Origin of the sequence: Pantoea sp. PNT03 (assembly GCF_014852515.1) — a bacterium.
In the GTDB taxonomy this organism is placed as follows: domain Bacteria; phylum Pseudomonadota; class Gammaproteobacteria; order Enterobacterales; family Enterobacteriaceae; genus Pantoea; species Pantoea leporis.
The window spans coordinates 495,537-520,762 of the sequence record NZ_JACVBT010000004.1 but is presented as its reverse complement, the minus strand read 5'-3'; the positions used below and the strand labels follow the sequence as shown (position 1 = coordinate 520,762).

General features: G+C 56.7%; 19 protein-coding genes and 3 tRNA genes. 7 read left to right on the top strand and 15 right to left on the bottom strand.

What is annotated here, in order from left to right:
- The first annotated feature begins 35 nt into the window (after positions 1 to 35).
- On the top strand, positions 36 to 806 hold the full coding sequence (gene xni / locus IB226_RS16845) for a flap endonuclease Xni (protein WP_101762009.1): 771 nt from the start codon (positions 36 to 38) through the stop codon (positions 804 to 806).
- A gap of 324 nt (positions 807 to 1,130) precedes the next feature.
- Here the strand turns inward: xni and rlmM are convergent, their stop codons facing one another.
- The 4 genes from rlmM to IB226_RS16825 form a co-directional block, all read right to left on the bottom strand.
- A complete protein-coding gene (gene rlmM, locus IB226_RS16840) occupies positions 1,131 to 2,231 on the bottom strand; it encodes a 23S rRNA (cytidine(2498)-2'-O)-methyltransferase RlmM (protein ID WP_101762008.1) in 1,101 nt (366 codons plus the stop codon).
- Positions 2,224 to 2,619, bottom strand: coding sequence for a DUF423 domain-containing protein (locus IB226_RS16835; RefSeq protein WP_101762007.1), 396 nt, complete (start codon positions 2,617 to 2,619; stop codon positions 2,224 to 2,226). The genes rlmM and IB226_RS16835 overlap by 8 nt, the downstream gene beginning before the upstream one ends.
- 49 nt (positions 2,620 to 2,668) lie before the next feature.
- The gene (locus IB226_RS16830) at positions 2,669 to 3,586 is read right to left on the bottom strand and encodes a transcriptional regulator GcvA (RefSeq protein ID WP_101762006.1); all 918 of its coding nucleotides are present in this window, start codon (positions 3,584 to 3,586) and stop codon (positions 2,669 to 2,671) included.
- Between the two features lie 331 nt (positions 3,587 to 3,917).
- Complete coding sequence (locus tag IB226_RS16825) at positions 3,918 to 4,142, bottom strand: YgdI/YgdR family lipoprotein (protein WP_008109575.1); 225 nt, start codon at positions 4,140 to 4,142, stop codon at positions 3,918 to 3,920.
- 206 nt (positions 4,143 to 4,348) lie between these two features.
- Here IB226_RS16825 and csdA point away from each other — a divergent pair, with 206 nt between their 5' ends.
- Positions 4,349 to 5,554 carry a cysteine desulfurase CsdA gene (csdA, locus tag IB226_RS16820; RefSeq protein ID WP_192236497.1) on the top strand — a complete coding sequence of 402 codons (1,206 nt, stop codon included), beginning with the start codon at positions 4,349 to 4,351 and terminating at the stop codon, positions 5,552 to 5,554.
- A gap of 4 nt (positions 5,555 to 5,558) precedes the next feature.
- Positions 5,559 to 6,014 carry a cysteine desulfurase sulfur acceptor subunit CsdE gene (gene csdE / locus IB226_RS16815; RefSeq protein WP_101762005.1) on the top strand — a complete coding sequence of 152 codons (456 nt, stop codon included), beginning with the start codon at positions 5,559 to 5,561 and terminating at the stop codon, positions 6,012 to 6,014.
- Here the strand turns inward: csdE and tcdA are convergent.
- A complete protein-coding gene (tcdA, locus tag IB226_RS16810) occupies positions 6,002 to 6,808 on the bottom strand; it encodes a tRNA cyclic N6-threonylcarbamoyladenosine(37) synthase TcdA (RefSeq protein ID WP_176973561.1) in 807 nt (268 codons plus the stop codon). The two genes, csdE and tcdA, sit on opposite strands and share 13 nt — an antisense overlap.
- Positions 6,809 to 6,836: 28 nt before the next feature.
- On the bottom strand, positions 6,837 to 7,985 hold the full coding sequence (gene mltA / locus IB226_RS16805) for a murein transglycosylase A (protein ID WP_101762003.1): 1,149 nt from the start codon (positions 7,983 to 7,985) through the stop codon (positions 6,837 to 6,839).
- Positions 7,986 to 8,189: 204 nt separating this feature from the next.
- Between mltA and IB226_RS16800 the strand changes: the two genes are divergently transcribed.
- From IB226_RS16800 to IB226_RS16790, 3 genes are all read left to right on the top strand, one after another.
- Positions 8,190 to 8,266 (top strand) — tRNA-Met (locus IB226_RS16800).
- A gap of 53 nt (positions 8,267 to 8,319) precedes the next feature.
- Positions 8,320 to 8,396 (top strand) — tRNA-Met (locus IB226_RS16795).
- Positions 8,397 to 8,447: 51 nt separating this feature from the next.
- Positions 8,448 to 8,524, top strand: a tRNA-Met gene (locus IB226_RS16790).
- A gap of 73 nt (positions 8,525 to 8,597) precedes the next feature.
- Here IB226_RS16790 and amiC read toward each other — a convergent pair.
- Positions 8,598 to 9,833, bottom strand: coding sequence for an N-acetylmuramoyl-L-alanine amidase AmiC (gene amiC / locus IB226_RS16785; RefSeq protein WP_146001292.1), 1,236 nt, complete (start codon positions 9,831 to 9,833; stop codon positions 8,598 to 8,600).
- A 233-nt stretch (positions 9,834 to 10,066) separates the two neighbouring features.
- Here amiC and argA point away from each other — a divergent pair, with 233 nt between their 5' ends.
- Positions 10,067 to 11,395, top strand: coding sequence for an amino-acid N-acetyltransferase (gene argA / locus IB226_RS16780; RefSeq protein WP_007891884.1), 1,329 nt, complete (start codon positions 10,067 to 10,069; stop codon positions 11,393 to 11,395).
- Between the two features lie 142 nt (positions 11,396 to 11,537).
- On the opposite strand, the gene recD is transcribed toward argA, so the two are convergent.
- From recD to IB226_RS16740, 8 genes are all read right to left on the bottom strand, one after another.
- On the bottom strand, positions 11,538 to 13,376 hold the full coding sequence (gene recD, locus IB226_RS16775) for an exodeoxyribonuclease V subunit alpha (protein ID WP_192236496.1): 1,839 nt from the start codon (positions 13,374 to 13,376) through the stop codon (positions 11,538 to 11,540).
- The gene (gene recB, locus IB226_RS16770) at positions 13,373 to 16,912 is read right to left on the bottom strand and encodes an exodeoxyribonuclease V subunit beta (protein ID WP_192236495.1); all 3,540 of its coding nucleotides are present in this window, start codon (positions 16,910 to 16,912) and stop codon (positions 13,373 to 13,375) included. The genes recD and recB overlap by 4 nt, the downstream gene beginning before the upstream one ends.
- The gene (ptrA, locus tag IB226_RS16765) at positions 16,909 to 19,806 is read right to left on the bottom strand and encodes a pitrilysin (RefSeq protein ID WP_192236494.1); all 2,898 of its coding nucleotides are present in this window, start codon (positions 19,804 to 19,806) and stop codon (positions 16,909 to 16,911) included. The genes recB and ptrA overlap by 4 nt, the downstream gene beginning before the upstream one ends.
- 107 nt (positions 19,807 to 19,913) lie before the next feature.
- On the bottom strand, positions 19,914 to 23,294 hold the full coding sequence (gene recC / locus IB226_RS16760) for an exodeoxyribonuclease V subunit gamma (RefSeq protein ID WP_192236493.1): 3,381 nt from the start codon (positions 23,292 to 23,294) through the stop codon (positions 19,914 to 19,916).
- Between the two features lie 69 nt (positions 23,295 to 23,363).
- A complete protein-coding gene (locus IB226_RS16755; RefSeq protein ID WP_110867962.1) occupies positions 23,364 to 23,705 on the bottom strand; it encodes a prepilin-type N-terminal cleavage/methylation domain-containing protein in 342 nt (113 codons plus the stop codon).
- On the bottom strand, positions 23,638 to 24,060 hold the full coding sequence (locus IB226_RS16750; protein WP_192236492.1) for a DUF2509 family protein: 423 nt from the start codon (positions 24,058 to 24,060) through the stop codon (positions 23,638 to 23,640). The genes IB226_RS16755 and IB226_RS16750 overlap by 68 nt, the downstream gene beginning before the upstream one ends.
- Positions 24,057 to 24,596: a prepilin peptidase-dependent protein gene (locus tag IB226_RS16745; protein WP_192236491.1), complete on the bottom strand. Its 540-nt coding sequence runs from the start codon at positions 24,594 to 24,596 to the stop codon at positions 24,057 to 24,059. Before IB226_RS16745 ends, IB226_RS16750 begins: the two co-directional genes overlap by 4 nt.
- Positions 24,587 to 25,057, bottom strand: a complete 471-nt coding sequence (locus tag IB226_RS16740) for a prepilin-type N-terminal cleavage/methylation domain-containing protein (protein ID WP_192236490.1) — start codon at positions 25,055 to 25,057, stop codon at positions 24,587 to 24,589. The genes IB226_RS16745 and IB226_RS16740 overlap by 10 nt, the downstream gene beginning before the upstream one ends.
- Between the last annotated feature and the right edge of the window lie 169 nt (positions 25,058 to 25,226).

Genomic DNA, 25,226 nt, shown 5'->3' with positions numbered 1-25,226 from the left:
ATCAGGAAGGCAGCCTGCGGGCTGCCGCTATCGCTATGTCGCTTCATCTTCTTATCATTGATGCACTCAATCTGATTCGCCGTCTGCACGCTGTTCAGGGTTCGCCATGCCGCGACAGCTGCGTTGCCGCCTTGCATCAGTTATTGGGACATACACAACCCACGCACGTGGTGGCTGTGTTTGATAGCCATGAGCGTCAGCCCGGTTGGCGCCATCAGCTATTACCGGATTACAAAGCGGGTCGCCCGCCGATGCCGGAGGATTTGCATCTGGAGATGCCCGCGCTGCAGGACGCCTTCCGCGCAGCAGGCGTTAACTGCTGGGTGGCTGATTTAGACGAAGCCGACGATCTCGCCGCCACGCTGGCGGTGAAAATGGCGGACGCTGGTCATCAAGCAACGATTGTTTCTACCGATAAAGGTTATTGCCAGCTGCTGGCACCTAACATTCGTATTCGCGACTATTTCCAGAAGCGCTGGCTGGATGTGCCTTTTATCGAGCAAGAGTTTGGCGTAACGCCCGCGCAGTTGCCCGACTATTGGGGATTGTGTGGTATCAGTAGCAGCAAAATTCCCGGCGTGCCCGGCATTGGCCCGAAAAGCGCCCGCGAGTTGTTGATGCAGTTTGGATCGCTGGATGCGATCTATCAGCAATGGGACCAGGTACCGAGCAAATGGCAGGGAAAATTGCAGGAACAGCGGGAAATGGCAGAAATTTGCCGCAAAGTATCGACGTTAAAGCGTGATTTGGTACTGCAAGGCAATCTCAATACATTGAGATTTCAAACGAAACAGCCGTCGCCATAAAGGGCGTAATGCCAATCAGTTAAGCGCAGTATTAAATCACCGCGCCTTCCGTAGCGGCGCGATTTATCGCGCAATGAATTGCGCCGCTACAATGTGTGCTCTCGGTAATTAGCGATTTTCATGCCTCAACCGACGATCATTACGGCATCAAAGGCGACCCTAAAAACAATTTCCTGCGAAATAATTTGTGCTACAGCAAGGCGGCAAGTGCGCGAGTCCCCGGGAGCATACATCAGTATGTGACCGGGGCGAGCAAACGCAGCCAACGCCGCTGTAGTGCAAAGTATGAAGCAGGACCGCTGTAGCGCAAAGTATGAAGCAGGATTAGCGCTCGTCGCGACGGCCGCCCACCGCTGCCCACAACCGGCGTACGTGAACGGTGACTTCTTCGCGGTCGTGATAAAGCTGGCGCGCCTGAATCTGGGCATTAATACCCTGCGCTTTCAGCGCGTCATCAATCATCGCCAGGTTCTGTGTCACTTCTTCGTAGCGCTTTTTCATTGGCAGCTTGAGGTTGAATATCGCCTCGCGGCACCAGCCATTCACCAGCCATTCGGTCATCAGGCTTGCGACGCGCACCGGTTTTTCCACCATGTCGCACACCAGCCAGCTGATATTGGTACGCGGCGGACGGAATTTAAAACCATCTTCGCGGCAGTGCGTCACCTGTCCGGTGTCCATCAGGCTTGGCGCCATCGGGCCGTTATCTACCGCAAAAACCCACATGCTGCGTTTCACCAGTTGATAGGTCCAGCCGCCAGGGCAAGCGCCAAGATCGACGGCGTACATGCCGCTGGCTAAACGCTCATCCCACTCATCCGCAGGCACAAACACGTGAAACGCCTCTTCCAGCTTGAGCGTAGAACGGCTCGGCGCATCGGAGGGGAATTTCAGGCGCGGAATGCCCATGTAGAATGGCGAGTTGTTTTCCGGCAGCGAATAGCCGACGTAACAGGTGCCCGGCGCAATAAAGAACACGTGCACCACCGGACGCTTAGCTGTTTCGTAATTAAGCAGGATTTTGCTTTCACGCAGGCTGGCACGCAGCGGCACGGTTAATTTACGGCAGAACTTGGTGAGCTCTTTCGCTTCATTGGTATCCGGCACTTCAACCCGCAGTTCACCGCCCTTCTCCACCACACCGGTCAGCATGCCGACAATTGGCGTGATGCGGTCTTCTGGTGGCAGATCGCGCAGCAGCTCTCCCACCACCAGCATCTGCCGCGCAAAAATCAGTTCGGCAAACGGCAGCGTTTGGATCAGCTTTTCAGCATCTTGCTGCTGATAGCACTCATACAGCACGTAACCTGAGTCATCTTTGACGCGCGGGAAGCCGTAAATCTCGCGCTCAGCCGCTTTCGCGCTGATTTCTGCCGCGCACTCTTTCTCAAATCCTGGACGGCAATAGAGTAAAACTTTATTCATGGCGATCTGCCTTTCGTTTCAGACGCAGTGCGCCAATCAACATCAAGAACCAGCCAATAAGGAAGCATAAGCCTCCCACCGGCGTAACAAAAACCCAAAACTTCATGTGCGACAGCGCCAGACAATAGAGGCTGCCACTGAACAACACGATACCGAGCGCCATCGCGGCGCTACTCCAGTAAAACCAGATATTGGCACGACGCAGCATAGCGGCACCCAGGCCAATCACCGCCAGCGTGTGATACGCCTGATATTCAAGCCCGGTATGTATCCACGCCATTTCGGCTGGGCCGAGCGATTTGCTCAGCACATGCGCGCCGAAAGCACCAAACGCCACCAGCATAAATCCGCTAATGGCAGCAAAAACAAACATGGCACGACTGGACATCAAACAATCCTCAAGGTAATGCGCACATCATTGTGCAGCCAGCAACGCATTAGTGATCGTAGCGAAAACGGAATTTTTCTTGTTCATTGGCCGCTTTTTCCAGGATCCACTGACGAAAGGCGGCTATTTTACCCAGTTCTGCCTGGCTGTCATGACAAACCAGATAAAAAGCATTTTTACTGACCAACACGTCGTTAAAAGGACATACCAGACGACCGGCTTCAATTTCACTCTGCGCCATCACATTATTCGCTAGCGCCACGCCCTGACCATGAATCGCCGCCTGCAACACCATGGCGCTGTGGCTGAAGATCGGGCCCTGTTGCACATTAATATGCTGCACGCCCAGCTGACGCGTATAGGATTGCCAGTCACGGCGCGATGCATCATGCAGCAGCGTGCAGTGCGCCAAATCGGCCGGCGATTTGAGAGGATGATCACCCGTCAGCAACATCGGTGAGCAGACTGGCAGCAAATATTCGGCATACAATTTCTCAACCCGCAGGCCTGGCCAATTGCCACGACCGTAGAAAATCGCCACGTCGACATCGTCCGCCAATTTCTCCTCATCACGGTCCACCGCCTGGATACGCACGTCGATGCCCGGATAAGCCATATTAAAGCTGGAAAGGCGAGGAACCAGCCACTGAATGGCGAAACTCGGCAGCAAACTGACGGTCAGCGCACCTTTAGCGCTGCGCGCCTGTAATTTACGCGTCGCATCGTTTAGTGCGGAGAAAATCTCCTTAATATCTAAATAGTAGCTTTGACCTTCTTCTGTCAGTAAAAGCGAACGATTCCTCCGGCGAAACAGCTTTAGACCGAGGAAATCTTCCAGAGATTTGATCTGATGGCTGACAGCAGCCTGGGTAACAAACAGCTCTTCAGCGGCTTTGGTGAAGCTCAAATGACGGGCAGCAGCATCGAAGACGCGTAAGGCATTAAGCGGCGGAAGGCGTTTAGACATGGTTTTCCGTATCCGGATTGACAAGGTAATACTTCAACTTATACAAAGTCGCTAGGTATTAGTTTTTTTAATCCGAGACATTATAATTTGTCCGTTGAGGAAGCTCCAGCAAATACCTATAGTTGCCGCACTTCCTGAGCCGGAACGAAAAGATTTCTGGAAACGTGCGAGAGATCGCAGACTTTTGGAGAGCTTTTGGCTTGTGGTCGTGATGTTGTGTTTGCATTTTGATCTGACGCTTGCAGATCAAGCTTTTAATTCCTGTAGATTTACCCTGTCTGTCCATAGTGATTTTAAATAGCACCGCAAATTGCGGTGCTTTTTTTTTGCCTTACTGCCCCATCTCCACCATCTCTTTGACGTCAGAGCGGTTAATCTGCTGCTTGTTGCCATTGGCATCCTGATAGCTGATCATACCGGTTTCGTCATCAACTTTAGGTTTGCCATCGGCGACGATGGTGCGACCATCGTTAGTGTGCATTACGTAATTGCTGGAACATGCGGACAGGGTAAAGGCCAGAGTACACACGGCCAGCACTGCGGTGAGTTTATTCATCTTCTATCTCCTTGCAGATTGATTGCATTAAACCACCCGCATGCGCTCACCAAAGGTAGCGCCAGTGAAATCGACTATGAATAGCGACGCGTTATGCGGGTTTCGGTTCAAACCTTGCAATAATTAGCATAACGCGCTTTTCCAGCTTTGCCAGGCAACGGGCCAGCTTTCAGCCTGGTCCTAACATGATTAACAGTGGGCTGAGTATGACCATTTTTTCTCCCGGCGCCTTCCGCCAGCAGTTCCCCGCGCTGAGCGATGCCGGAATCTACCTCGATAGCGCGGCTACTGCGCTCAAGCCGCAGGCGGTGATCGACGCAACCGCACAGTTCTACAGCCTCAGCGCTGGCACCGTGCATCGCAGCCAGTTCGCTGCCGCTCGCGCATTAACGGAAAAATACGAACAGGCGCGCGGATTAGTGGCGCGCTGGCTCAATGCTGCGGACGATCGGCAGATTGTCTGGACGCGCGGCACCACCGAAGCGATCAATCTGGTGGCGAACAGTTGGCTGGCTCCGCGATTGCAGGCTGGCGATGAAATCGTGGTTAGCGAAGCCGAACATCACTCCAATCTGGTGCCGTGGCTGATGGTGGCAAAAGCGGCGGGCGCGAAAGTGGTGAAATGGCCGTTGGGCGACGATCGTTTGCCGGATATCACGCTGTTGCCAGCACTGCTCAATTCACGTACCCGATTGCTGGCCGTTGGTCAGATGTCGAACGTCACCGGCGGCTGTCCGGACCTGGCGCAGGCGATCCGTTTAGCCCATGACGTCGGTGCCAAAGTGATGGTCGATGGCGCACAAGGTGTAGTGCATTGTCCGCCGGATGTACAGGCGCAGGATATTGATTTCTATGCTTTTTCCGGCCATAAGCTTTATGGCCCAATGGGCATTGGCGTGCTGTATGGCAAAGCGGAACTGCTGGAAGCGATGGATCCATGGCAAGGCGGCGGCAAAATGCTGACGCAGGTCGATTTTAACAGTTTCACACCGCAGCCGGTGCCGTGGCGTTTTGAAGCCGGAACGCCTAACGTTGCCGGCGTGGTGGGGTTGAGTGCCGCGCTGCAGTGGCTGGCGCAACATGATGGCAAAAAGGCCGAAATGTGGAGCCAGCAACTGGCGAGCCTCGCCGAGGAGCAACTGAGCGAGATCCCCGGTTTTCGCAGCTTCCGCTGTGGCAATGCCAGCCTGCTGGCGTTTGATATTGCCAGCATTCACCACAGCGATATCGTTACGCTGCTCGCCGAGCATGGCATCGCATTGCGCGCCGGGCAGCACTGCGCGCAGCCGCTGATGGCGGCGCTGGGCGTCACCGGCACGCTGCGTGTCTCGTTTGCCCCCTATAATAATTTGCAGGACGTGGATGCGCTGGTGCGCGCCATGCGCCATGCCGTAGACTTACTGAGTGAATAAGCCCATGACATCAACCCTGCTCGCCCCGCATCCGTTCGGCGATCTGATTACCGCCGCCAGCCTGACGGAAAAATTCACCCATTTTCATCAGTGGGAAGATCGCTATCGTCAACTGATCCAGCTCAGCCGCCAGCTGCCTGCGTTAGCGGAAGAGTTAAAGACGCCAGATATCGAACTCACGGGCTGTGAAAATCGCGTCTGGCTAAGCAGCCAGTTGCTGAACAACGGCACGCTGCACTTTTATGGTGACAGCGAAGGACGCATCGTGCGCGGATTGCTAGCGGTGTTACTGACGGCGGTGGAAGGCAAAACGCCAGCCGACTTGCTGCAGCAAGATCCGCTGGCGTTATTTGATACGTTAGGTCTGCGCGCACAGCTCAGTGCGTCGCGCAGCAGCGGTTTACAGGCGCTGGCGGATGCGGTGCAACGCGCTGCTCGTCTGCACGCTCAGGCCGTTTGACGCGCTGCCTTCGCCAGAAACTTCTTCAATGCATGGGAAACCGCCACAAACCCGAACGTGGCGGTTACCATGGTCGCCGCGCCAAATCCGGCGGCACAATCCATGCGTTTCGGGCCTTCTGCGGTGGAGCGTGAAGTGCACACGCTGCCGTCCGGCTGCGGATACATCAGCGCTTCCGTCGAGAATACGCAGTCGATGCCGAGCTTGCCTTTACTGTTCTTCACCACGTTAAAATCCCCTTTCAATCTCTCACGTAGCTTGGCCGCCAGCGGATCCTGAATGGTTTTCGCCAGATCGCTCACCTGAATCTGCGTGGGATCGATCTGGCCGCCCGCGCCGCCAGTGGTTATTAGCGGGATCTTGTTGCGACGACACCAGGCGATCAACGCGGCTTTGGGGCGCACGCTGTCAATCGCATCAATCACGTAGTCAAAACCCGCCGATAACAGTTCAGCGGTATTTTCCGGCGTGATGAAATCATCGATGCAGATCACTTCGCATTCCGGATTGATGGCGCGCATACGTTCCGCCATCACTTCGGTTTTCGCCTGGCCCACTTTGCCCTGCAGCGCGTGAATCTGGCGGTTGGTATTGGTGATGCAGACATCGTCCATATCAATCAGGGTGATTTTACCTATGCCGGTGCGCGCTAAGGCTTCCGCCGCCCACGAACCCACGCCGCCAATACCGATCACGCAAAAGTGCGCGTCGGCAAAACGCTGCAGCGCGTCCTGGCCATAGAGACGCGCCGTGCCGCCAAAACGTTGTCGCCAGGCGTCGCTTACTACTGTCATAACCAAACCTTTCCGGGAAAACGGGACATTAATTAGAACCTAACAGCAGCGAACCGTTGTTGCCATTTTGTGGGTTGCTAAACAGCGGCTGACCGGTGCCCGGCGCGGCTTTCAGCACCCAGACGCGGCCATAATGGTTGTAGAAACCGGCCAGATGCGCCGCATCCGGGCCAACGCCCTGATAGATATCGAAGTGCTGGCCTTTAATCGCGCCACCCACGTCTAACGCCACCATCAGACGCATCTCATATTTGCCATTAAACTTGCCCTTCTCGTTCAGTTGCGGCACTTCGGCTAACAGCACGGTTCCGGCCGGAATCAATGAACGATCGGAGGCAACGGAAGCCTTGGCAATCAGCGGCACCGCGCTGGCACCGCGCACCGGCACATACTCTTCCGGTTTGAAGAAGACGAAGGATTGGTTGGTTTCCAGCACCGAACGCACTTCCTGTGGCGAATGCTCTTGCGCCCACTGACGAATCGCCTGCATCGACATATCTTCGCGCTTCACTTCACCGCGATCGATCAGCTCTTTACCGATGCTGTGATAAGCCCAGCCATTTTTGCCGCCGTAACCAAAAAAGCGCAGTGGACGACCATCACCAAAATCAACGTAGCCGCTGCCCTGCACATCCATCATGAAGTTATCGATCAGCGAATTGCTGTAGGCAATGATGTAGCGATCGTCGAGCCCACCATTATAGATAGAAGCGCGGCTCGGCAGTTTCTGTCCACGCGGACGCGGTGGCATACGATAAATCGGATACTGGAACTCGCCCTGACGGGTATAACGCGCTTCCACAACCGGCGTGTAGTAACCGGTGAACTGCACGTTGCCGTAATTGTCAGTGCCTTCCATCTGATAAGCATTCAAACCAAACTGGTTGAGCTGGCGCGTATCCGCGCCGGACAGCAGCCAGTTTTGCACTGCGCTGTAAGTACCGTTGTTGCGCCCGAACAGGCCGGATGAGGCGGTTTGAATCTGCACTACCTGATCGCTAAAGTCTTTGCCGTTTACCGGACGCCCTTTAGCATTCGGTTGGTTGACCAGCCCAAGCGGTTGCTCCAGCTTGCCATCTATATACTGTTGACCGCGGTCGGTCGGTTTAGAACTACAGCCCGCTAGCAGCGCGATAAATGCGCCAGTAAGTGCATACTTCGCCCAATGTCCTTTCATAACCTTCTCTTTTTATCGATTGTTTGCCCGGCGACGATAGCAAAGGGGCAGAGAGAATGAAATCTGCCATCAGCGGTAACGCTCACATCTGTACAATAATCCACCCAATGGCGAGTTTATTCATCAACTGACTGTAAATTTGACGTTTTGTCTCAAAAAGGGGTTGCATCGCCGCGCGTCCAGAGTATAGTGCGCATCCACGGACGCGGGGTGGAGCAGCCTGGTAGCTCGTCGGGCTCATAACCCGAAGGTCGTCGGTTCAAATCCGGCCCCCGCAACCAATTCTTCTTAAATGAAGAGACAATGTGAAGTGTCGTGTAACGCGTCAGTCGGACGCGGGGTGGAGCAGCCTGGTAGCTCGTCGGGCTCATAACCCGAAGGTCGTCGGTTCAAATCCGGCCCCCGCAACCAATTGTCTTAAGAAGAATACAATGTGAAAAGTCGCTTAATGCGACAGACGGACGCGGGGTGGAGCAGCCTGGTAGCTCGTCGGGCTCATAACCCGAAGGTCGTCGGTTCAAATCCGGCCCCCGCAACCAATCATTTAAACACCTTAACGGGTGTTTTTTTGTTTCTGGCGTCCGGAAAAAAGCGGCATTGCTGCCGCCCTCCTCAGCGATGCGCTAGTGCCGCACCCTTATCAAAATACGCCTTAATCCCATGCAGAATCGCCTCAGCCACCTGATGCTGATAGCGCGCCGTGCGCAGCTTGCGCTCCTCTTCGACATTACTGATAAACGCGGTTTCCACCAAAATCGAGGGAATATCCGGCGCTTTCAGCACCGCAAATCCCGCCTGATCGACGGTGCGCTTGTGCAGGTGATTGATATGTCCCATGCGTGACAGCACTTCTTTACCAAACTTCAGGCTGTCGCTGATGGTTTGCCGCTGCACCATGTCGAACATGGTGTGGTCGAGATAACGATCGCCGCTCATGCTGACGCCGCCAATCAAATCGGCTTCATTCTGCGTTTGTGCGAGGAAGCGCGCCGCCGCTGAGGTAGCGCCGCTGGTCGAAAGGGCAAACACCGACGAACCGCGCGCGGCCCGACTGGTGAAGGCATCAGCATGGATCGAAATAAACAGATCCGCACGCTGCTTTCGCGCTTTCGCCACGCGGACACGCAACGGTATAAACACATCCTCATTGCGCGTCATGTAAGCTTTCATGTTGCGCTCTTTGTCGATCAGCGCCTTCAGATAGCGACCGATCTTCAACACGATATCTTTCTCACGCGTTTTATATTTGCCATGCGCGCCGGGATCCTCACCACCATGGCCAGGATCGATCATGATGATAATCGGTCGATCGCGCCCCGCTTTGCCCGGCAGCGCCGCCTGCACCGGCTGATCGCGTTCAAGATCGCCCTGATTGTAATTCTGCAGTAATGCCAGTAGCGGATCCTCTTCCCGTGATTGCTGATTAGGATAGAGATCGACCACTAAGCGATGCTTGATACCTGCCACTGGCGCAAGAGTAAATGTCTTGGGCGCAATACTGCGCTTGAGTTCCAGCACCAGTCGCACCGTGTTAGCGTCAAACTGACCGACGCGTGCGGTTTTGATATAGGGATCGTCCACGCGCACCAGCTTATCGACTCCTTTCAGGACCGGGTTGATGTGCATATTTTCGATATCAATAACCAGACGATCGGGATTCCCCAGCGTGAACTGTTTGTACTTGAGGGGAACGTTTGATTCCAGGGTTACGCGGGAGTAGGTCGATGAGGGCCAGATGCGCACCGCCACAATATGCTGGCTGGCAGCCAGCCCGGTACGCGTCACGCTTAGCATTAATAATGCGCCAGCGCCCTGTAATAATCGTCGTCGTGTAAAAGCTTCGGACATGCCGCTCCAACTGCTGTGTTATGTCTAAAAAATCATCACTCGATGGCAAGAAAGTGAAAACTTTACTCGATGAGAATCGTCTTGTCTTGCCGGAAAAACCAGATAATGCAGTCTGTTAGCGCGTGTTGCATCATGAAAATCGTAAAGTAACGTCAGGCCCGGCGCTTGCAATAAAGAGCAAAAGAGCATAAAAATACGAAAATTACGAATAAACATGCACAGAGGGCTTTGCCGTGAAGGAACGCAGTACAGAACTGGTTCAGGGTTTTCGCCACACCGTTCCCTATATAAATACCCATCGTGACAAGACGTTTGTCATCATGTTGGGTGGCGAAGCCATCGAGCATGAGAACTTCTCAAGCATCGTTAATGACATCGGTCTGCTGCATAGCCTCGGCATTCGCTTAGTGGTGGTTTATGGTGCGCGTCCGCAGATTGACGCCAGCATGGCCCAGCAACAGCTGGAACCGATTTACCACAAACATACGCGCGTTACCGATGCACAATCACTTGAGCTGGTAAAGCAGGCCGCCGGTCGTTTACAGCTGGATATCACCGCGCGTCTGTCGATGAGCCTCAACAACACGCCGCTGCAGGGCGCGCACATTAACGTAGTGAGCGGCAACTTCATCATTGCGCAGCCGCTGGGGGTGGATGATGGCGTTGATTACTGCCACAGCGGGCGTATTCGTCGTATTGATGAGGAAGCGATCCATCGTCAGCTGGATAACGATGCGATTGTGCTACTCGGTCCGGTGGCGGTTTCTGTTACTGGCGAGAGTTTTAACCTGACGTCAGAAGAAGTGGCGACGCAGCTGGCAATTAAATTGAAGGCCGAGAAGATGATTGGTTTCTGCTCCGAACAGGGCGTGACCAATCGCGAAGGCGCGATTATTTCTGAATTGTTCCCGAACGAAGCCCAGGCGCGCATCGACGAAATGGAGAGCGACGGCGATTTCCTCTCTGGCACCGTGCGGTTCTTACGTGGTGCGGTCAAAGCCTGCCGTAGCGGCGTGCGTCGCAGCCACCTGATTAGCTATCAGGAAGATGGTGCGTTGCTGCAAGAACTGTTCTCGCGCGACGGTATCGGTACCCAGATTGTGATGGAGTCGGCCGAGCAGATTCGGCGCGCCAACATCAACGATATCGGCGGTATTCTCGAACTGATTCGCCCGCTGGAGCAGCAAGGGATTCTGGTGCGTCGCTCCCGTGAGCAACTGGAGATGGAGATTGATAAGTTCACCATTATTCAGCGCGATAATTTAACCATCGCCTGTGCCGCACTCTATCCGTTCCCGGACGAGCAGATTGGTGAGATGGCTTGTGTGGCAGTGCATCCGGATTATCGCAGCTCATCGCGTGGCGAACTGTTGCTGGATCGCGTGGCGTTGCAGGCACGTCAGATGGGGCTAAAGAAGCTGTTTGTGTTAACCACGCGCAGCATTCACTGGTTCCAGGAGCGCGGTTTTACGCCGGTGGATATTGAGTCCCTGCCCGAGAGCAAGAAGCAGATGTATAACTATCAGCGCCGTTCAAAAGTGCTGATGGCGGATTTGGGGTAGTCGCATCATTTGACTGTGCCGTTGCGTAAGTGCACATACCGTAGCGGCGCAATTTATTGCGCAATATCCGCATGGGCAAGCTGCCGCCATTGATATGCGCGATTCATCGCGCCGCGACGGATTGTGCGGAATCGATACTTAATTACTCTCCGCTCAACCGCTCCAGTAATCCGCTGCGTCGCTGGGTACGCAACTGCACGGCACGCCGGAACACGCCGTCATCGCTGTACAACGTCAGTTGCTTACGCGCGCGGGTAATCGCGGTATAAATCAGCTCGCGCGTTAATACCGGCAGGAACTGCGCCGGCATCACCAACGCCGTGTGGTCAAACTCCGATCCCTGCGATTTATGCACCGTCATCGCCCACGCGGTATCGTGCGTCGGCAAGCGGCTCGGTTGCACCGCCTTGATGCTGCCATCCGGTAACGGGAAGAACACCTTCAGCAGACCTTCCTCATCAAACAGCGTAATGCCGATATCGCCGTTAAACAGGCCCAATGCGCTGTCGTTACGCGTCACCATCACCGGACGTCCCTGATACCAGCGACTGCCGCCGGTTGGACGACGAATCAGCTGCAGCTGCATCAGCTTCTGCTCAATACGTTGATTCAATCCCTGCACGCCAAACGGCCCTTCACGCAGTGCGCACAGCAGCTGATATCGGCCAAACGCCGCGATAATCTCAGCAGGATCGGCACGTTGGCGAATGAGTTCCAGGAACGGCTGATAACCAGCAGCAATCTCTGTCAGCATCGCCTGATACGCATCAGCATCCTGCAAAGGTTGACGGGTGATATCGCTGAAACCAGCCTTGAATGCGGCTTCAACCGCCTTTGCATCACCGGCGTTAACCGCTGCGGCCAGTTGGCCAATGCCGGAGTTGGCGTCAAAGCGGTAGCTTTTACGCAGCAGGCAAATCGCGTCGCGTACCGCGGGTGCGCTGCTGTCATCGATGCCCGCCACCCCGCTGCCGGTGAGCTCGCTCAGCTGCGCAGCGCGCATCGGGCTGTAACCGGCTTCCGCACAGCGACAGATATCACCGAGCACTGCGCCCGCTTCCACCGATGCCAGCTGATCGCGATCGCCGAGGAACACCACGCGCGCCTGCGCTGGCAATGCGGCGATCAAATTCGCCATCATGCCGAGATCGACCATTGAGGCTTCATCCACCACCAGCACATCCAGATGCAGCGGATTTCCGGCGTGATAGCGCAGGCGCTGCGTTTCCGGCTGCGCGCCTAACAAGCGGTGCAGCGTGGTGGCATCGGCCGGAAAGCGCTGCCGCTCCGCCTCGCTCACCGGCAACTTTTGCAGCGCCTTGCCCAGCGATTCGGTGAGACGCGCCGCCGCTTTGCCGGTCGGCGCAGCCAACTGAATACGTAACGCGCCTTCACTAAGACGGATCAGTGCCGCCAGCAGTTTTGCCACCGTGGTGGTTTTTCCGGTTCCGGGACCGCCCGAGATCACCGCAGTTTTCTGCGTCAGCGCCACCGCAGCCGCAATCTTCTGCCAGTTATCCGGCTCGCTGCCAAACAGCTGATCCAGTACTTGCCGGACCTGTTCAGGCGCAAAAGGCTGTGCTGTTGACTGTGACTGAAAGAAGCGTGCCACCTGCCCTTCGTTGTGCCAAAGGCGATGCAGATAGAGACGATCTTCGCTCAGCACGATGGGTGCCGCTTGCTCGCTGCTACTCAGCGCCGACCAGCCGGCTAAAATTGCAGGCCAATCCTGCGGTTCGCCTGCCGCTTGCCAGATGGCCTGGGCCAGCTCCGCATGACGCCCTTTAAACAGGTTGTCGCGGCTTAGCTGTGATAACGGCAAACAGACATGCCCATCTCCCGCTTCCGCGCTCAGGCAGGCCGCCAGCAGCAAACGCGCCGGTTGATCATCATCAGCCAGCAGTTGAGCGAACTGGACATCCAGCGAGCGCAGCAAACGCAGCTCAGCCGCCTGTGCTAAAAGCGCGGTCATACCGCTCATGCTGTCGCTCCCGGCCCGCGAAACAGGCTATCCAGTTGTGAAATGAAGTCGAAGGTGGGAAGGGTATGAAACACGCCGTTGTCTGGAGAGCTGCCGTCCATGCCACGCAGGAAGAGATAAAATACGCCGCCGAAATGCTGCTCATAATCGTAATCCGGCAAGCGATGTTGTAAATAGCGGTGCAGCGCCAGCGTATAGAGCTGGTACTGCAAATCGTAGCGGTGGTCGATCATCGCCTGCGCCATTGCCTGCGGCGTATAAGCTTCATGGCTGTCACCGAGCCAGTTGGATTTATAATCCAGCAGGTAATATTTGCCCTGCCAGCGGAACACCAGGTCGATAAAGCCTTTCAGCATGCCCTGCACCTGACGGAAATCGAGCGGCGGAGCCTGCGCCGATAACGCATCCTGAGCAATCAACGCGCTCAGTTCACGCGCGGTCAGCACATTGTCAATTGGCAGATAGAATGCCATCTCCACCAAACGATCGCTGCTCTGCACCTGCGCCAGATGAATACCCTGCGCGTTAAGTGGCGTGCTCAATACACGCCTGATCCACGCACTGAGCATCGGCTGCCAGTGCAGCGGATAGCCGTTTTGCTGCAGATGTTGCGCCAGCTTCTCCTCGGAAGGCGGCTGCGGGAAATCCAGCGATTCGAACAGCTCATGCAAAAACGTTCCCGGCGCGGCACCGCGCGGGAAGTGATGGGGCGTAAGCGCCGCTTCCCCTTCCTCTTCCCGATCCTCTTCGCCGGCTGCTTCCACATCGAAATTCGGCATCACCTCAAGCAGACGATGAGAACTGTGCTGCTGCAAACCAGAGTAACTGGTTACGCGCCACGGATCGGCCAGCACGCGCGTTACGCTTCGCGCCCCCAACTCGCTATCGGCGACCGCCTCAACCTGCCAGCGCTCGGCTTGCATATCTTCAGCCAGCACCACCTCGGTGCCCGCCGCGTCCATGTTATGCAGCAACGCGCCGAGCTGTTCGGCTGTTGCCGCTACACCGCGCTGCAACAGAAAACCGAGCGCGCTTTTATGCAAATCGCTCTCGCCCTCTTTCTTACGCGTGCCGCGAAACAGCGGTGCCACGCCGACGCTGCAGTGATAGATCGAACGGGTCAACGCCACGTAGAGCAGGCGCAAATCCTCCGCCAGACGCTCCTGTTCGGCCAGCGCCAGGCTCTCTTCATCGGCTTGCAGATCCAGGACCGCGTTAAAGCTCTCACGATCGTGATAAAGCGCGGTATCCGCCTCGCGAAAACCGGCGGCGAATGGCAGCCACACTAGCGGATATTGCAGCCCTTTAGATTTGTGGATGGTGACAATCTGCACCAGATGACGATCGCTCTCCAGACGCAGTTGCTGGCTGGCAGACTGGCTATCCGGGCGGGCGATCTGCTGTGCCAGATGACGCACCAGCGCGTGTGGGCTATCCAGCTGCGCAGCCGCTTCCTGCAGCAGTTCACCGAGATGCAGTAAATCCGTCAGACGACGCTCGCCGTTCTCCGATGCCAGTAGATTTTCCGCCAGCTGACGCTCCAGCATCATCTCGCGCAGCATCGGCAAGACGCCACGCTGCTGCCACACCAGCTGCCAGCGGGCAAAGGTATCCACCAGTTCATCCCAGCCGCGCGCATCCTGATCCAGCGCATCCAGCTGCGAGGCATCAAAGGCAAAGAGCGAGGTTGCCAGCGCGGTACGCAGCATACGCTCCTGCTCCGGTGCCAGTACCGCCTGCAACAGCCATAACAGCTCTCGCGCTTCCGGCGTGGTGTAAACGCTGTCGCGATTCGACAGGTAAACCGACGGAATACCGAGCAGGTTGAGCGCTTCGCGAATCAGGTTAGCTTCGTTACGGCTGCGCACTAACACTGTGATGTCAGAGGCTTGTACCGGCCGCAAATTGGGCGCTTTGCCCAGCATCGCGCGCTGCTGCTGCCCGGCCTGCAACCAGCGACTGATATCGGCCGCACACTGCTGCGCCATACGTTGTTGATAATCTCCAACGCTGCAGCCTTCACCCGGCTGCAGCCAGAAGCGTAACGCCGCTTGCTCAACCTGATCGATACTGAGCGACAGTTGCTGGTTGGGAGGCGCAAACTGCACCGGCTGGAACGGGATCTTAGCGAACAGGAAGGGCGCGTCGAGGCGCGCAAATAGCTGGTTAACGCTGTTGACCATCGCAGGCGACGAGCGCCAGTTGGTATCCAGCGTGTAGTGCGCACTGACTTCACTGCGCGCGCGGATATAGGTAAAAATATCCGCGCCACGAAAGGCGTAAATCGCCTGTTTGGGATCGCCAATCAACAGCAGCGCATGCGCTGGCTGATTGATATAAAGCGTGCGGAAAATACGGTATTGCAGCGGATCGGTATCCTGGAACTCATCAATCAGCGCCACCGGGAAACGCTGGCGAATCGCCTGAGCCAGTTGCTCACCGCTCGGCTGCTGCAGTGCTTCGTCGAGGCGGCTCAGCAGGTCATCAAAACCCAACAGTGCCTGCTGACGTTTCTCTTTGCGCACCGCAGCGCGCACCTCTACCAGCGCACGCGCAATCACCAGATCGCGCAGCGACAGCGGCTGAGCAAGGAAAGTGTCGATGGCGTCAAACACACTGTGATGCGGCGGACTGCCCTTTTTGGTCTTCTCTTCAAGCATGCGCTGACCGAAGCGCGCCAGTTCGGCGGGCACTTGATAATCACGCGTTTCGCTCTGCGCCCAAAAGCTGACTTTATTGACCCAAACCGGCAAATTCTTGCTGCTGTAGCTGCGCTTATCCACGTCAGATTGCCCCACCAGCGTCAGCACTTCGTCACCCACCGTCAGCCATTGCGCTTTCATCGAGGCGATACGCGCCAGGTTTTCGCTGTGGCGCGAAGTCAGGGTTTCACTGTCGGCAGGCGGCAGACGCAGGCTGGGCGATTCGCCCTGCAACCACGGACGCAAGGTGGAAAGCAACTGCTCCGGGCCGCTCCATTCGCTGACAATCACTCGCGCGACATCCAGCGTCAGCGGATAGCAGTGACGACGCCAGAAATCGGCAGTCGCCTGGCGCAGCAGCAGCTGTTCATCCTCAATCAGCTGCTGTTCAAACAGCATGCCGGACTCAAAGGCGTTGAGATTCAGCATGCGCTGGCAGAAGCCGTGGATGGTGAAGATGGCGGCTTCATCCATCTGTCGTTCAGCGGCCAGCAGCAGCGAAGCCGCATCGGCGGGCTGTGGAATCTCCTGCAGCAGCTGCATCAGCATCGGGTTGCCGCTGACGCCGCGCAGACAGGCCAGCCGCAGCTCGTGAATGTTGGCGCGTATACGCCCGCGCAGTTCAGCGGTCGCGGCCTCGGTAAAGGTCACCACCAGAATCTCTTCTACCGACAGCGGGCGCGAATAAGCATGTTGTCCGCCCAATCCCAGTAGCAGCCTTAGATAGAGCAGGCCGATGGTGAAGGTTTTGCCGGTGCCGGCTGAGGCCTCAATCAGACGCTCACCGCGCAGCGGCAGCGTCAGAGGATTGAGCGATTCAGGTAGCAGACTCATTGGGCATCACTCTTCACGGGCAACGACTGCTGCAGCTTCTGGACCTCATCCCATGTGGTCCAGCCCGGCAGCTGGGCGTAGTCATCTTTGGTCGCGCCATCATGGCTGCCACCGATCTGCGAAATCATCGCCATGCCTTGCTGCGCTAAAACCGCCTGATGGAAGAAGTCGGCCAGGCCGGCTGGCGTCAGTTGCTGAATTTGCTCAATCGCTTTTTCACGCGTATCGAAGGCAAAGTTCTGACGTTTAAAGTCACGGTTAAAGCGGTTCGCCTCTTCATCCAGCGTTTGCGGACGCTGCTTCATATCGTTGATCAGCGCCTGCTGATACTGGGCGAAATCCTCTGCTTTCATGCTGCGCAGACGCTGTTCAGCCTGCGGATAAAACGCCTGGAAGCGTTGCAGTAAAAACGCTGGCTGCTTGCTGTTACTTTGCAGCAGGAAACCGATGCCCCACTGGCGTCCGATCGGCATCTGGTAAGCAAACACCGCATAGCCGAGCTGCTCTTCGGTGCGCAACTGGTTGTAGAACCAGGGTTGAACGATCTGGCTCAGCATGGTGCTGTTGGCCATGCTTTGATATTCGCTGTAGCCCAACGGCACATACAGCGCGGCCAGCGCCGAATCAGTACTGCTGCCGGCTTTCTGCAGATTGGCCTTCATTGCTTTATCCACCGCCACATAATCACTGTGCCAGTAGCCGTGACCATCGCTGTGCAACTGTTGCTGTAGCTCATCGCCGAGCAGTTTCACGCGCTCTGCAGAGAGATTGCCCACCACCATCATCTCCGGGGTTGCATGTTGAATCAGCGCATCGCGGTAATCGGTGACCTGTTTCAGCGTGATGTCTTTCACCAGATTGCGGCGCGTTTCACGTTGGGTGTAAGGCAGCTGGGACAACATCTGCATCGGCTGAATCGCCTGCTCAAACGCTTTGCCCTTCTCAGCCGCTTCCAGTCGATCCAGGTACCAGGATTTGGCCTGTTCCAGCTGCTGCTGGTCCGGCGTAAAGGTGGCGTAACCCTCCACCAGCTTCTTCAGCAATTCCGGCAGACGTTGGGTAAACCCGCTGGCGCTAAACACGATGCCATCATCTTCCCCGGTTGAGAAACTGATGCCGCCAACCGAAGCCTGCGAATTCAATTCATCCAGCGCCAGGCTGGAGAGATAGTCATTCAACCCAAACAGCACCTGCTGGCGCGCATCGCTGATCGCCAATTTGTTGCGCAGCGCTAAGGTAATAGCGGCTTTCGGTTCGCTGGCAAACTGCTGACTTGGCATCCAGTAAATACGCATGCTATCGCCATTGGTCAGTGCGACCGGATGATCGTAGGTTTTGCCATCGGAGGGGATAAGGGCGAAATCCGACGGAATGTAGGGATTCAGCGTGGGCATCGACAGCTGGAGCTGCGCGGCACGTTGCTGCCAGTCGCTAATTTGGGCGTCGCTGATTTTGTCCACCTGATAGGGCGCATTCACAAAGTAGGCTTCTTTGTTATGCGGCTCCTGCGGACTGATGTACCAGATGCGCGCGTTCTGCGGCGTCATTTCGTCGAGACGCGTTTTGATTGCCGCGGGATCGAACTGATCGGCCAGGTAAGGCGCATCCAGCGTGTGTTCAACCGGCACCCGCAGCATGGTATCCACCAGCCACTCGATGTAATCCATATCACGGGTAATTGATGGGTAGCGGAAATCCAGCGCCAGCACGTGGGAGACTTCATCGAAGTATTCTTTACTGATGCCTTTGGTGCGCAGCATATCAAGGTAGTTGAACACCGCAGCCACCACTTCATCGCGCTGCGCCAGACCTTTGTCGGTTAACGACACGCTGATAGCGAAGACGCCGCTGTTGCGCTCGGTCATCGGGTCTGCACCGGCGCTGACGCCATCCGCCAGCCCTTGCTTTTGCAGCCAGTCGTTGAGGGTGTTTTTGCTGCGATTGCCCAGAATGTAGCTGATCAGCGTATCGGTTTTACTGCGGAACTGGCCGCTGTTGTTCGGGATGCGGAACTCAATTTTCAACTGCTTGCGCGGCTGTGCGGGCACGTAATGGATAATGATGCCCTTCTGCGCGTCGGTCACTACCGGCACGTCAATCTCTGGCACCGTCGTTTGATGATTAGCCACACGACCAAAGGTTTTTGCCGCAATGTCGGCCATCTCTGGCAGCGGTTTGTTGCTGTAAATCACCGCCTTCATCAGATTGGCGGAGTAGTGGCTGTGATAAAAATCGGTCAGCGCCTGATGCAATTTGCTGTCCGGCTTGTCACTCAACGTATCAAGGTTGCCACCGGAATAGCGCGAGCCGGGATGCGCAGGGTTGAGAGTTTCTGCACCCACCTGTGCCATACGCAAGCCATCGCGTGAGCGAGCCATGGTCAGTTCTGCGTTAACCGCATGGCGCTCACGATCGGCATTAACCGGATCGAGCAGCGGTTCAGCAATCGCATCGGCCAGACGATCAACTGCGGGCTGCAACGCGCTGTTTTCCACTTCCAGATAGAACGCCGTGCGATACGACGCGGTGCTGGCATTGTGGCTGCCACCATTTTTTTTCAGGAATTCGGCGAGATTATCAGGCTGCGGATAACGCTTTGAGCCCATTAACACCATGTGTTCGAGATAGTGCGCCAGACCCAGCTGCTGATTAGGATCATCCAGCGAACCGATCGGTAAGGTCAGCGCCGCCAGCGATTTAGGCGCTTCGGCATCCGAGACCAGCAGCACGGTCATACCGTTGTTTAACGTAATCGCCTGATAACGGCGTGGATCGTGATCGCTTTTACGAATGGTGTCATTGATGGGTTGCCAGCCGCGATCGGTATCGGCAAAGGCATTCAGCGCTAACGTGCTCAGCAGCAGCGCTCCAATCCAGCGTGCGTAAATCCGCATTTAAACCCCTTACATTACCCTTTTCCGCTGGCTGTGTGCCCAGCGGTGAAATAGACAAACTTTCTTATCGTGTCAGGAACAACCTCAAACGAGGCCGTATCCCCTTGCTATTCATCATTTTGATGCGCCAGGCGCACCGGCAAATACCATTGGCGTGCGGCGGCAGTAATCGCCTGCACGGCATCATCGTCCAAAGACCGACTCAGGCGTTGCAGATAGGGATCGCTGCCCTCGCCTTCCACCTGGAAACCACCCTGCCAGGCTTGCAGTAATTTGTTAAGTGCCTTTTTCTGCGTGGCTTCGTCTTCCAGCAACTGCTGCGACTTGCTATCAAAGCTCGCTTCCAGCCAGGCTCCGCCGGATTTATTCAGCAGCATCAGCGGCTCGACTAATCCAGCCTGGTAACCCGCAACATACGCATGCAGAAACGACAGCGCCTGTTCAGCAGGCAGCGCCGCGAAGCGCCAGTGACTCTGTTTACGGCCGTACATGCGGCTTTCACCGCTGCCGCCCAACGCGCAATACACCAGATGTTCAAGCCATAGCAGCAGACCATCGTTCATGTTCAGCACGCCCGGACGCCAGCGCAGCAGGCCATCAGCTTGCACCTGCGTCAGCCAGCCGGTCAATTGCACTGCGCCGATCGTCAGATTGATTTCCCAACTTTCAGCGGGCTGGCGTTGACCACTCACCTCGGCGGCCACTTCCTGCATCTCTTCGGTTTGGCTCTGCCAGAAAAGTTCCCCGAACGCGCCATAAGGCAGATTGCCAGCGGCGCGGTGACGCGCATACAGCTGCGCCGGATCGTCACCGTTGACCAACGTATTCAGCAATTGCGCGTTGATTTGGTAGCGTTCCAGGCTGTCAGGCGCGAACGGTTCGCTGTCGGGCAGCTCGCTCTCTTCCATCCAGAAAGCCACCCCCAAGCGTTGCTGGAACCAGGCGCGTACCGGATGGCGCCAGAAACGCAGCAGTTGCTCCAGCGACAAGGTTTCTATCGGTGCAGGCAGCAAGGGCTGCACAAAATCCGGCTGTGCCACGCCGCTGCCGGTGGCTGCGGGCAACCACTCCGCAGCAAAGCTTTGCCCGTGAGCGCCCGGCTGGAAGTTCTCTGCGGCAAACGGCATGCGGCTATGCAGCTTTTGCAGATGTTCACGCACGCGCTGCTCGCTGATATCAGGTTCGAGCGCTTCATCACCCGGCAGACAGAAGCTCTGCCCCAGGTAATCCACCAGCTCGCTCACTAATACCGATGGATAGCGCTCCGTGTTGTCCTGAATCGCCCGGCCGATGTAACTGATATAGAGCTGCTGCTGCGCCGAAATCAGCGCTTCGAGGAACAGATAGCGGTCATCATCGCGGCGGCTACGGTCGCCTTTGCGCATCTGTTGCTGCATCAGGTCGAAACCCAGCGGCGCTAAGGTGCGCGGATAGACGCCATCGTTCATGCCCAGCAAACACACCACTTTGAAGGGAATCGAACGCATCGGCATCAGCGTACAGAAGTTGATGGGACCGGCGAGGAAACGCTGGCTGATACGCTGTTGATCGAGGCGTGAACGCAGCTCATCACGCAGCAGCGTAACCGGAATCGGCTGTTGATAGGCCGCCTGCATGCCCTGCTCGATAATCTGTTTCCACTGTGTTTCCACCAGCAGCAGCGCGGCTTCACTTTCGGCGTCTCCGCTAAAGAAGCACTCAATCAACTCACGACACAGCGGCTGCCACTCCGCTAACGTGCGCTCTTCTGCCAGACGCGCACGCCACTCTTCGAGTCGCGATAGCAGTTCCGCCAGATGCCCCGCCAGCTCAGCGATCAAACCGCTGGATTCGTCATACGGCAGGATCCCTTGCCAGTCGCCGTTGCGGCTCTCCAGCGCATAGCCGAGCAGCATACGCTGCAGGCCGAAGCGCCAGGTGTGTTGTCCGGTTACCGGCAGCGCCAGCGCTTCCACGCTGGCATCGTCCAGTCCCCAGCGAATGCCGGATTCCATCACCCAGCGGCGCAGCAGGCGCAGCCCGCTTTCATCCACCGAAAAGCGCTGCGCTAATGCGGGAACCTCAAGCAGCGCCAGCACATCTTCGGAGGCAAAGCGACTTTCAGGCAGAGACAGCAAGCTGAGCAGCGCCAGAATTGCCGGGTGCGCCTGACTGGCGCGGCGGTCGGAAATGGCGAACGGCAAATAGCGTTCGCTCGGCGCGCTGGCAAAAGCGGCCTGAATAAAAGGGGCGTAGCTGTCGATATCCGCCACCATCACGATGATGTCGCGTGGTTTGAGTTCGGGATGGGCTTCCATCAGCGTGAGCAGATGATCCTGCAGCACTTCAACTTCACGCTGTGCGCTGTGGCACACCTGCAGCGTGATCGAGCGATCTTCAGGATCAAGCAGGCGTTTTTCGGCGCTGTTCGCCAGCTCACCGGCGTTGAGGCCAATGATCGCTTTATCGTCCAGATTGAGCAGATCCGCTTGCACGCTGTGCAGCAGATTGTCTTGAGGCATCTCGACGAAGGCATCAATGTCGTTGGCGGCGGATTCCATCTGGCTCAGCAGATACAGGTTATCGCGCCCCAGCTTGCCCCATGACGCCAGCAGCGGATTGGTCAGCTGCTGCTCGCCAATATCATTAAACAATGCTGACGCGCTAGCCGGATCGCGGAACAGCGGCTGCAGCTCATCCGACTGGATGCGGCGGCGCTGGCGGCTTTGCAGCTTCGCCAAAAAGGCATAATCCTGAATGTCGCCCCAATAGTGACGGCAGGGATTGGTGAACAGCAGATGGATATCAATGTGACGGCCCAGCGCTTCCAACGCCTGCAAATAAACCGGCGGCAGCGCGGAGATACCGCAAATAAACACGCGCTGCGGCAAGCCCGGCGGCGGCATTTGCGCCTGTTCCAGCTTTTGGATAAAGCGCGCATAGAGGTTAGCGCGATGCCACATCGGCTGACCCAGGCTTTCGGTAAAGTTAACCAGATCGCACCACAGCAGCGCCTGCCACTGCTGCGATTCGCCTAAGCCATCAATCCGTTCACCGCGCTCCCAGCTGTTGAGCCAGTCCGAGCGATACACCAGATATTGGTCAAACAGATCGGCAACACGGGCGCTGAGCTGATACAGCTTGCGCTTGTCGTCGTCATCATTGAGGTAGTGACGCAGCGGCTGGAAAGCGTCCTGCTCCAGCAAAGTTGGCAAGCGATGCATCAGCTTCCAGCTCATGCTGGCCTTGGTGAAGGCGCTCTCTTCAGGAATATCGGGCAGCACCTTAACGAACATGTTCCAGATGAAGCTCGCAGGCAGCGGGAAATCAATGTTGGCGGCAATGCCGAAACTGTTAGCCAGTTCCATTTGCAGCCACTGCGCCATGCCTGGGCTTTGTACCAGCACCTGTTCAGCCGCCAGCGGATCGGTCAGCGGTTGATTTTCAATCAGAATACCTGCCAGATTTTTCAACAGATCAAGCTGATTAGAGTGATAAACCCGGAACATATTTCTCCTAAACACAAGACAACAACGCAGCCGAGCCACTCTACCGTTTATCACCTGCGATGCCTACCGCTAGTGGCAATTGAGCTGCGCCAGTGAGGCGGAACGCTGCTGTGGCCCCGTAACCGTGACGCGCTCCAGCGTGCAGCCGCCCGCCAGGCTCTGCTGCTGGCGCTGACTCTGCCATCCCTCAACGTCACGGCCAAGCAACGCCTGGCCGGCAACGCGCCACGCCTGACGCTGCTGCCACTGCTGGCTAAACCCCAGCGCCAGCGCGCGATGATATTGCAGTAATGTGCTGATGGTCATCGCCAGCAACAGCATCGCCACCAGCGTTTCCGCCAGGCTAAAGCCCTGCTGCTTCTGGCTGGCACAGCGCCGGCTGCGACAGCGGGCAGTAATCGATCCAGCCATGCGCTTGCGGCTGGGGTTGCGTGTTGGGGATGGATACCCAACGATAGAGCCACAGCGCGCGCCCTTCTCCATGTCCCGATAACAACGCATTGTCATCCTCCATTCGTAGCAGGCAGCTTTGCCACTGTTCTGCTGTCCATTGCTGACATTGCCAGCCGGTGGCCTGCGGCCAGTTTTGCACGCTGCCCCACATTAACGCCGCCTGCGCCTGCCAGAAATCCTGACTGTGCAGCTGCTCATCAGCCACTAACACCATGCCTTGCGAGAGCTGCGTTCGCGTGGCGTGTAGCGTCAGTCCGCCCATCAGTAACATCATCAGCACCATGCCCAGCGTGCTATTGCCGCGCTGCTTCACAGATTGATTCCTTCTATCCAGCTTGCCAGCTCCACGCTTTGGCTGTTGGCGTGTCCCGCCAGTTGCAGCACCAAGCGCGATCCCTGCCGTTCAAGCTTGAAGGTATCGATGGTGAGAAATGCCGGATCGGAGAGTTTCTCCCAGCCGCTGCTGTTGCACTCATCCACGCCACGCTGCATTTCAAGCTGTCCGCTGCGCAGCCGATAGCCGTAATAGTCACTTTCGCTGTGGCCCACGCCTTCCCAGCGCCCGTTGCTGTTCTCATCCCAGCGCAGTAAAACGCAGCTGCCGCTGGCGGCAATCGTTAGCGCCGAACCGCTGCACTGGCCGTGGCAATAGCCGGCACGGCGCAGCGCTTTTTGCAGCGTATTGGCGATCTGCTGCAGCTCCTGCTGTAACTGCACGCGCTGTTGCAGGCGCAGATTCTGCTCCAGCAGCAGCGGTAAAAATCGCCCGACGCTGATCATCAGCACCGCGCCAATCGCCATGGCAATCAGCATCTCCAGCAGGCTGAATCCGAGTTGCGCTATTCGCATCCTTTCTCTCCCGGCTGACAGGCACGGATGCGCGCTCTGGCGGAGATAATTAAGCGCCAGCGTCCCGCCGCACTGGCGAGATCGATGCTGCCAGGACGCGCGACATCACGCCGACCGTAAAAACCGACGTCACCATTGATGCCGACAAGGCGCACGCTGTCGTGCGGCGGTTTAAATAACCAGCGCGAGGGCAGTGCGCAGCCTTCTGCAGGTTTAGGTCCCGCCCCAAGACAGCCGTTTTCACCGCTCTGTACCCACAGCGTGAGATCGCGGTTGTGCCAGTTAGCATGGGCGCGCAAACGCAGCAGAAATCCCTGCAGTTGCAGCACGCTGTCGCGCAGCTGTTGATATTGCTGCCAGCGCTGCCAACCTTGCAGCGCGCCGACGCTAAGTATGCCGGCGATCACCATCACCAATAACAGTTCGGGCAAAGTGAAACCGTGGTTATCGTTTCTGTTCATGGCGGGTAATGTGCCCAGCAACATGAAGTTCAACAAGGGAGAGAAATCGACGTTGGGAAACGTTGCTCAGGAAATCGAGGAGAGGTGCAGAGAGATACAGCGTTTTGTGTGACGGATTCAGGATTAAAGTGCGATTTGGGCGTGGTCGCCATGAATGGCGACCTTGCGG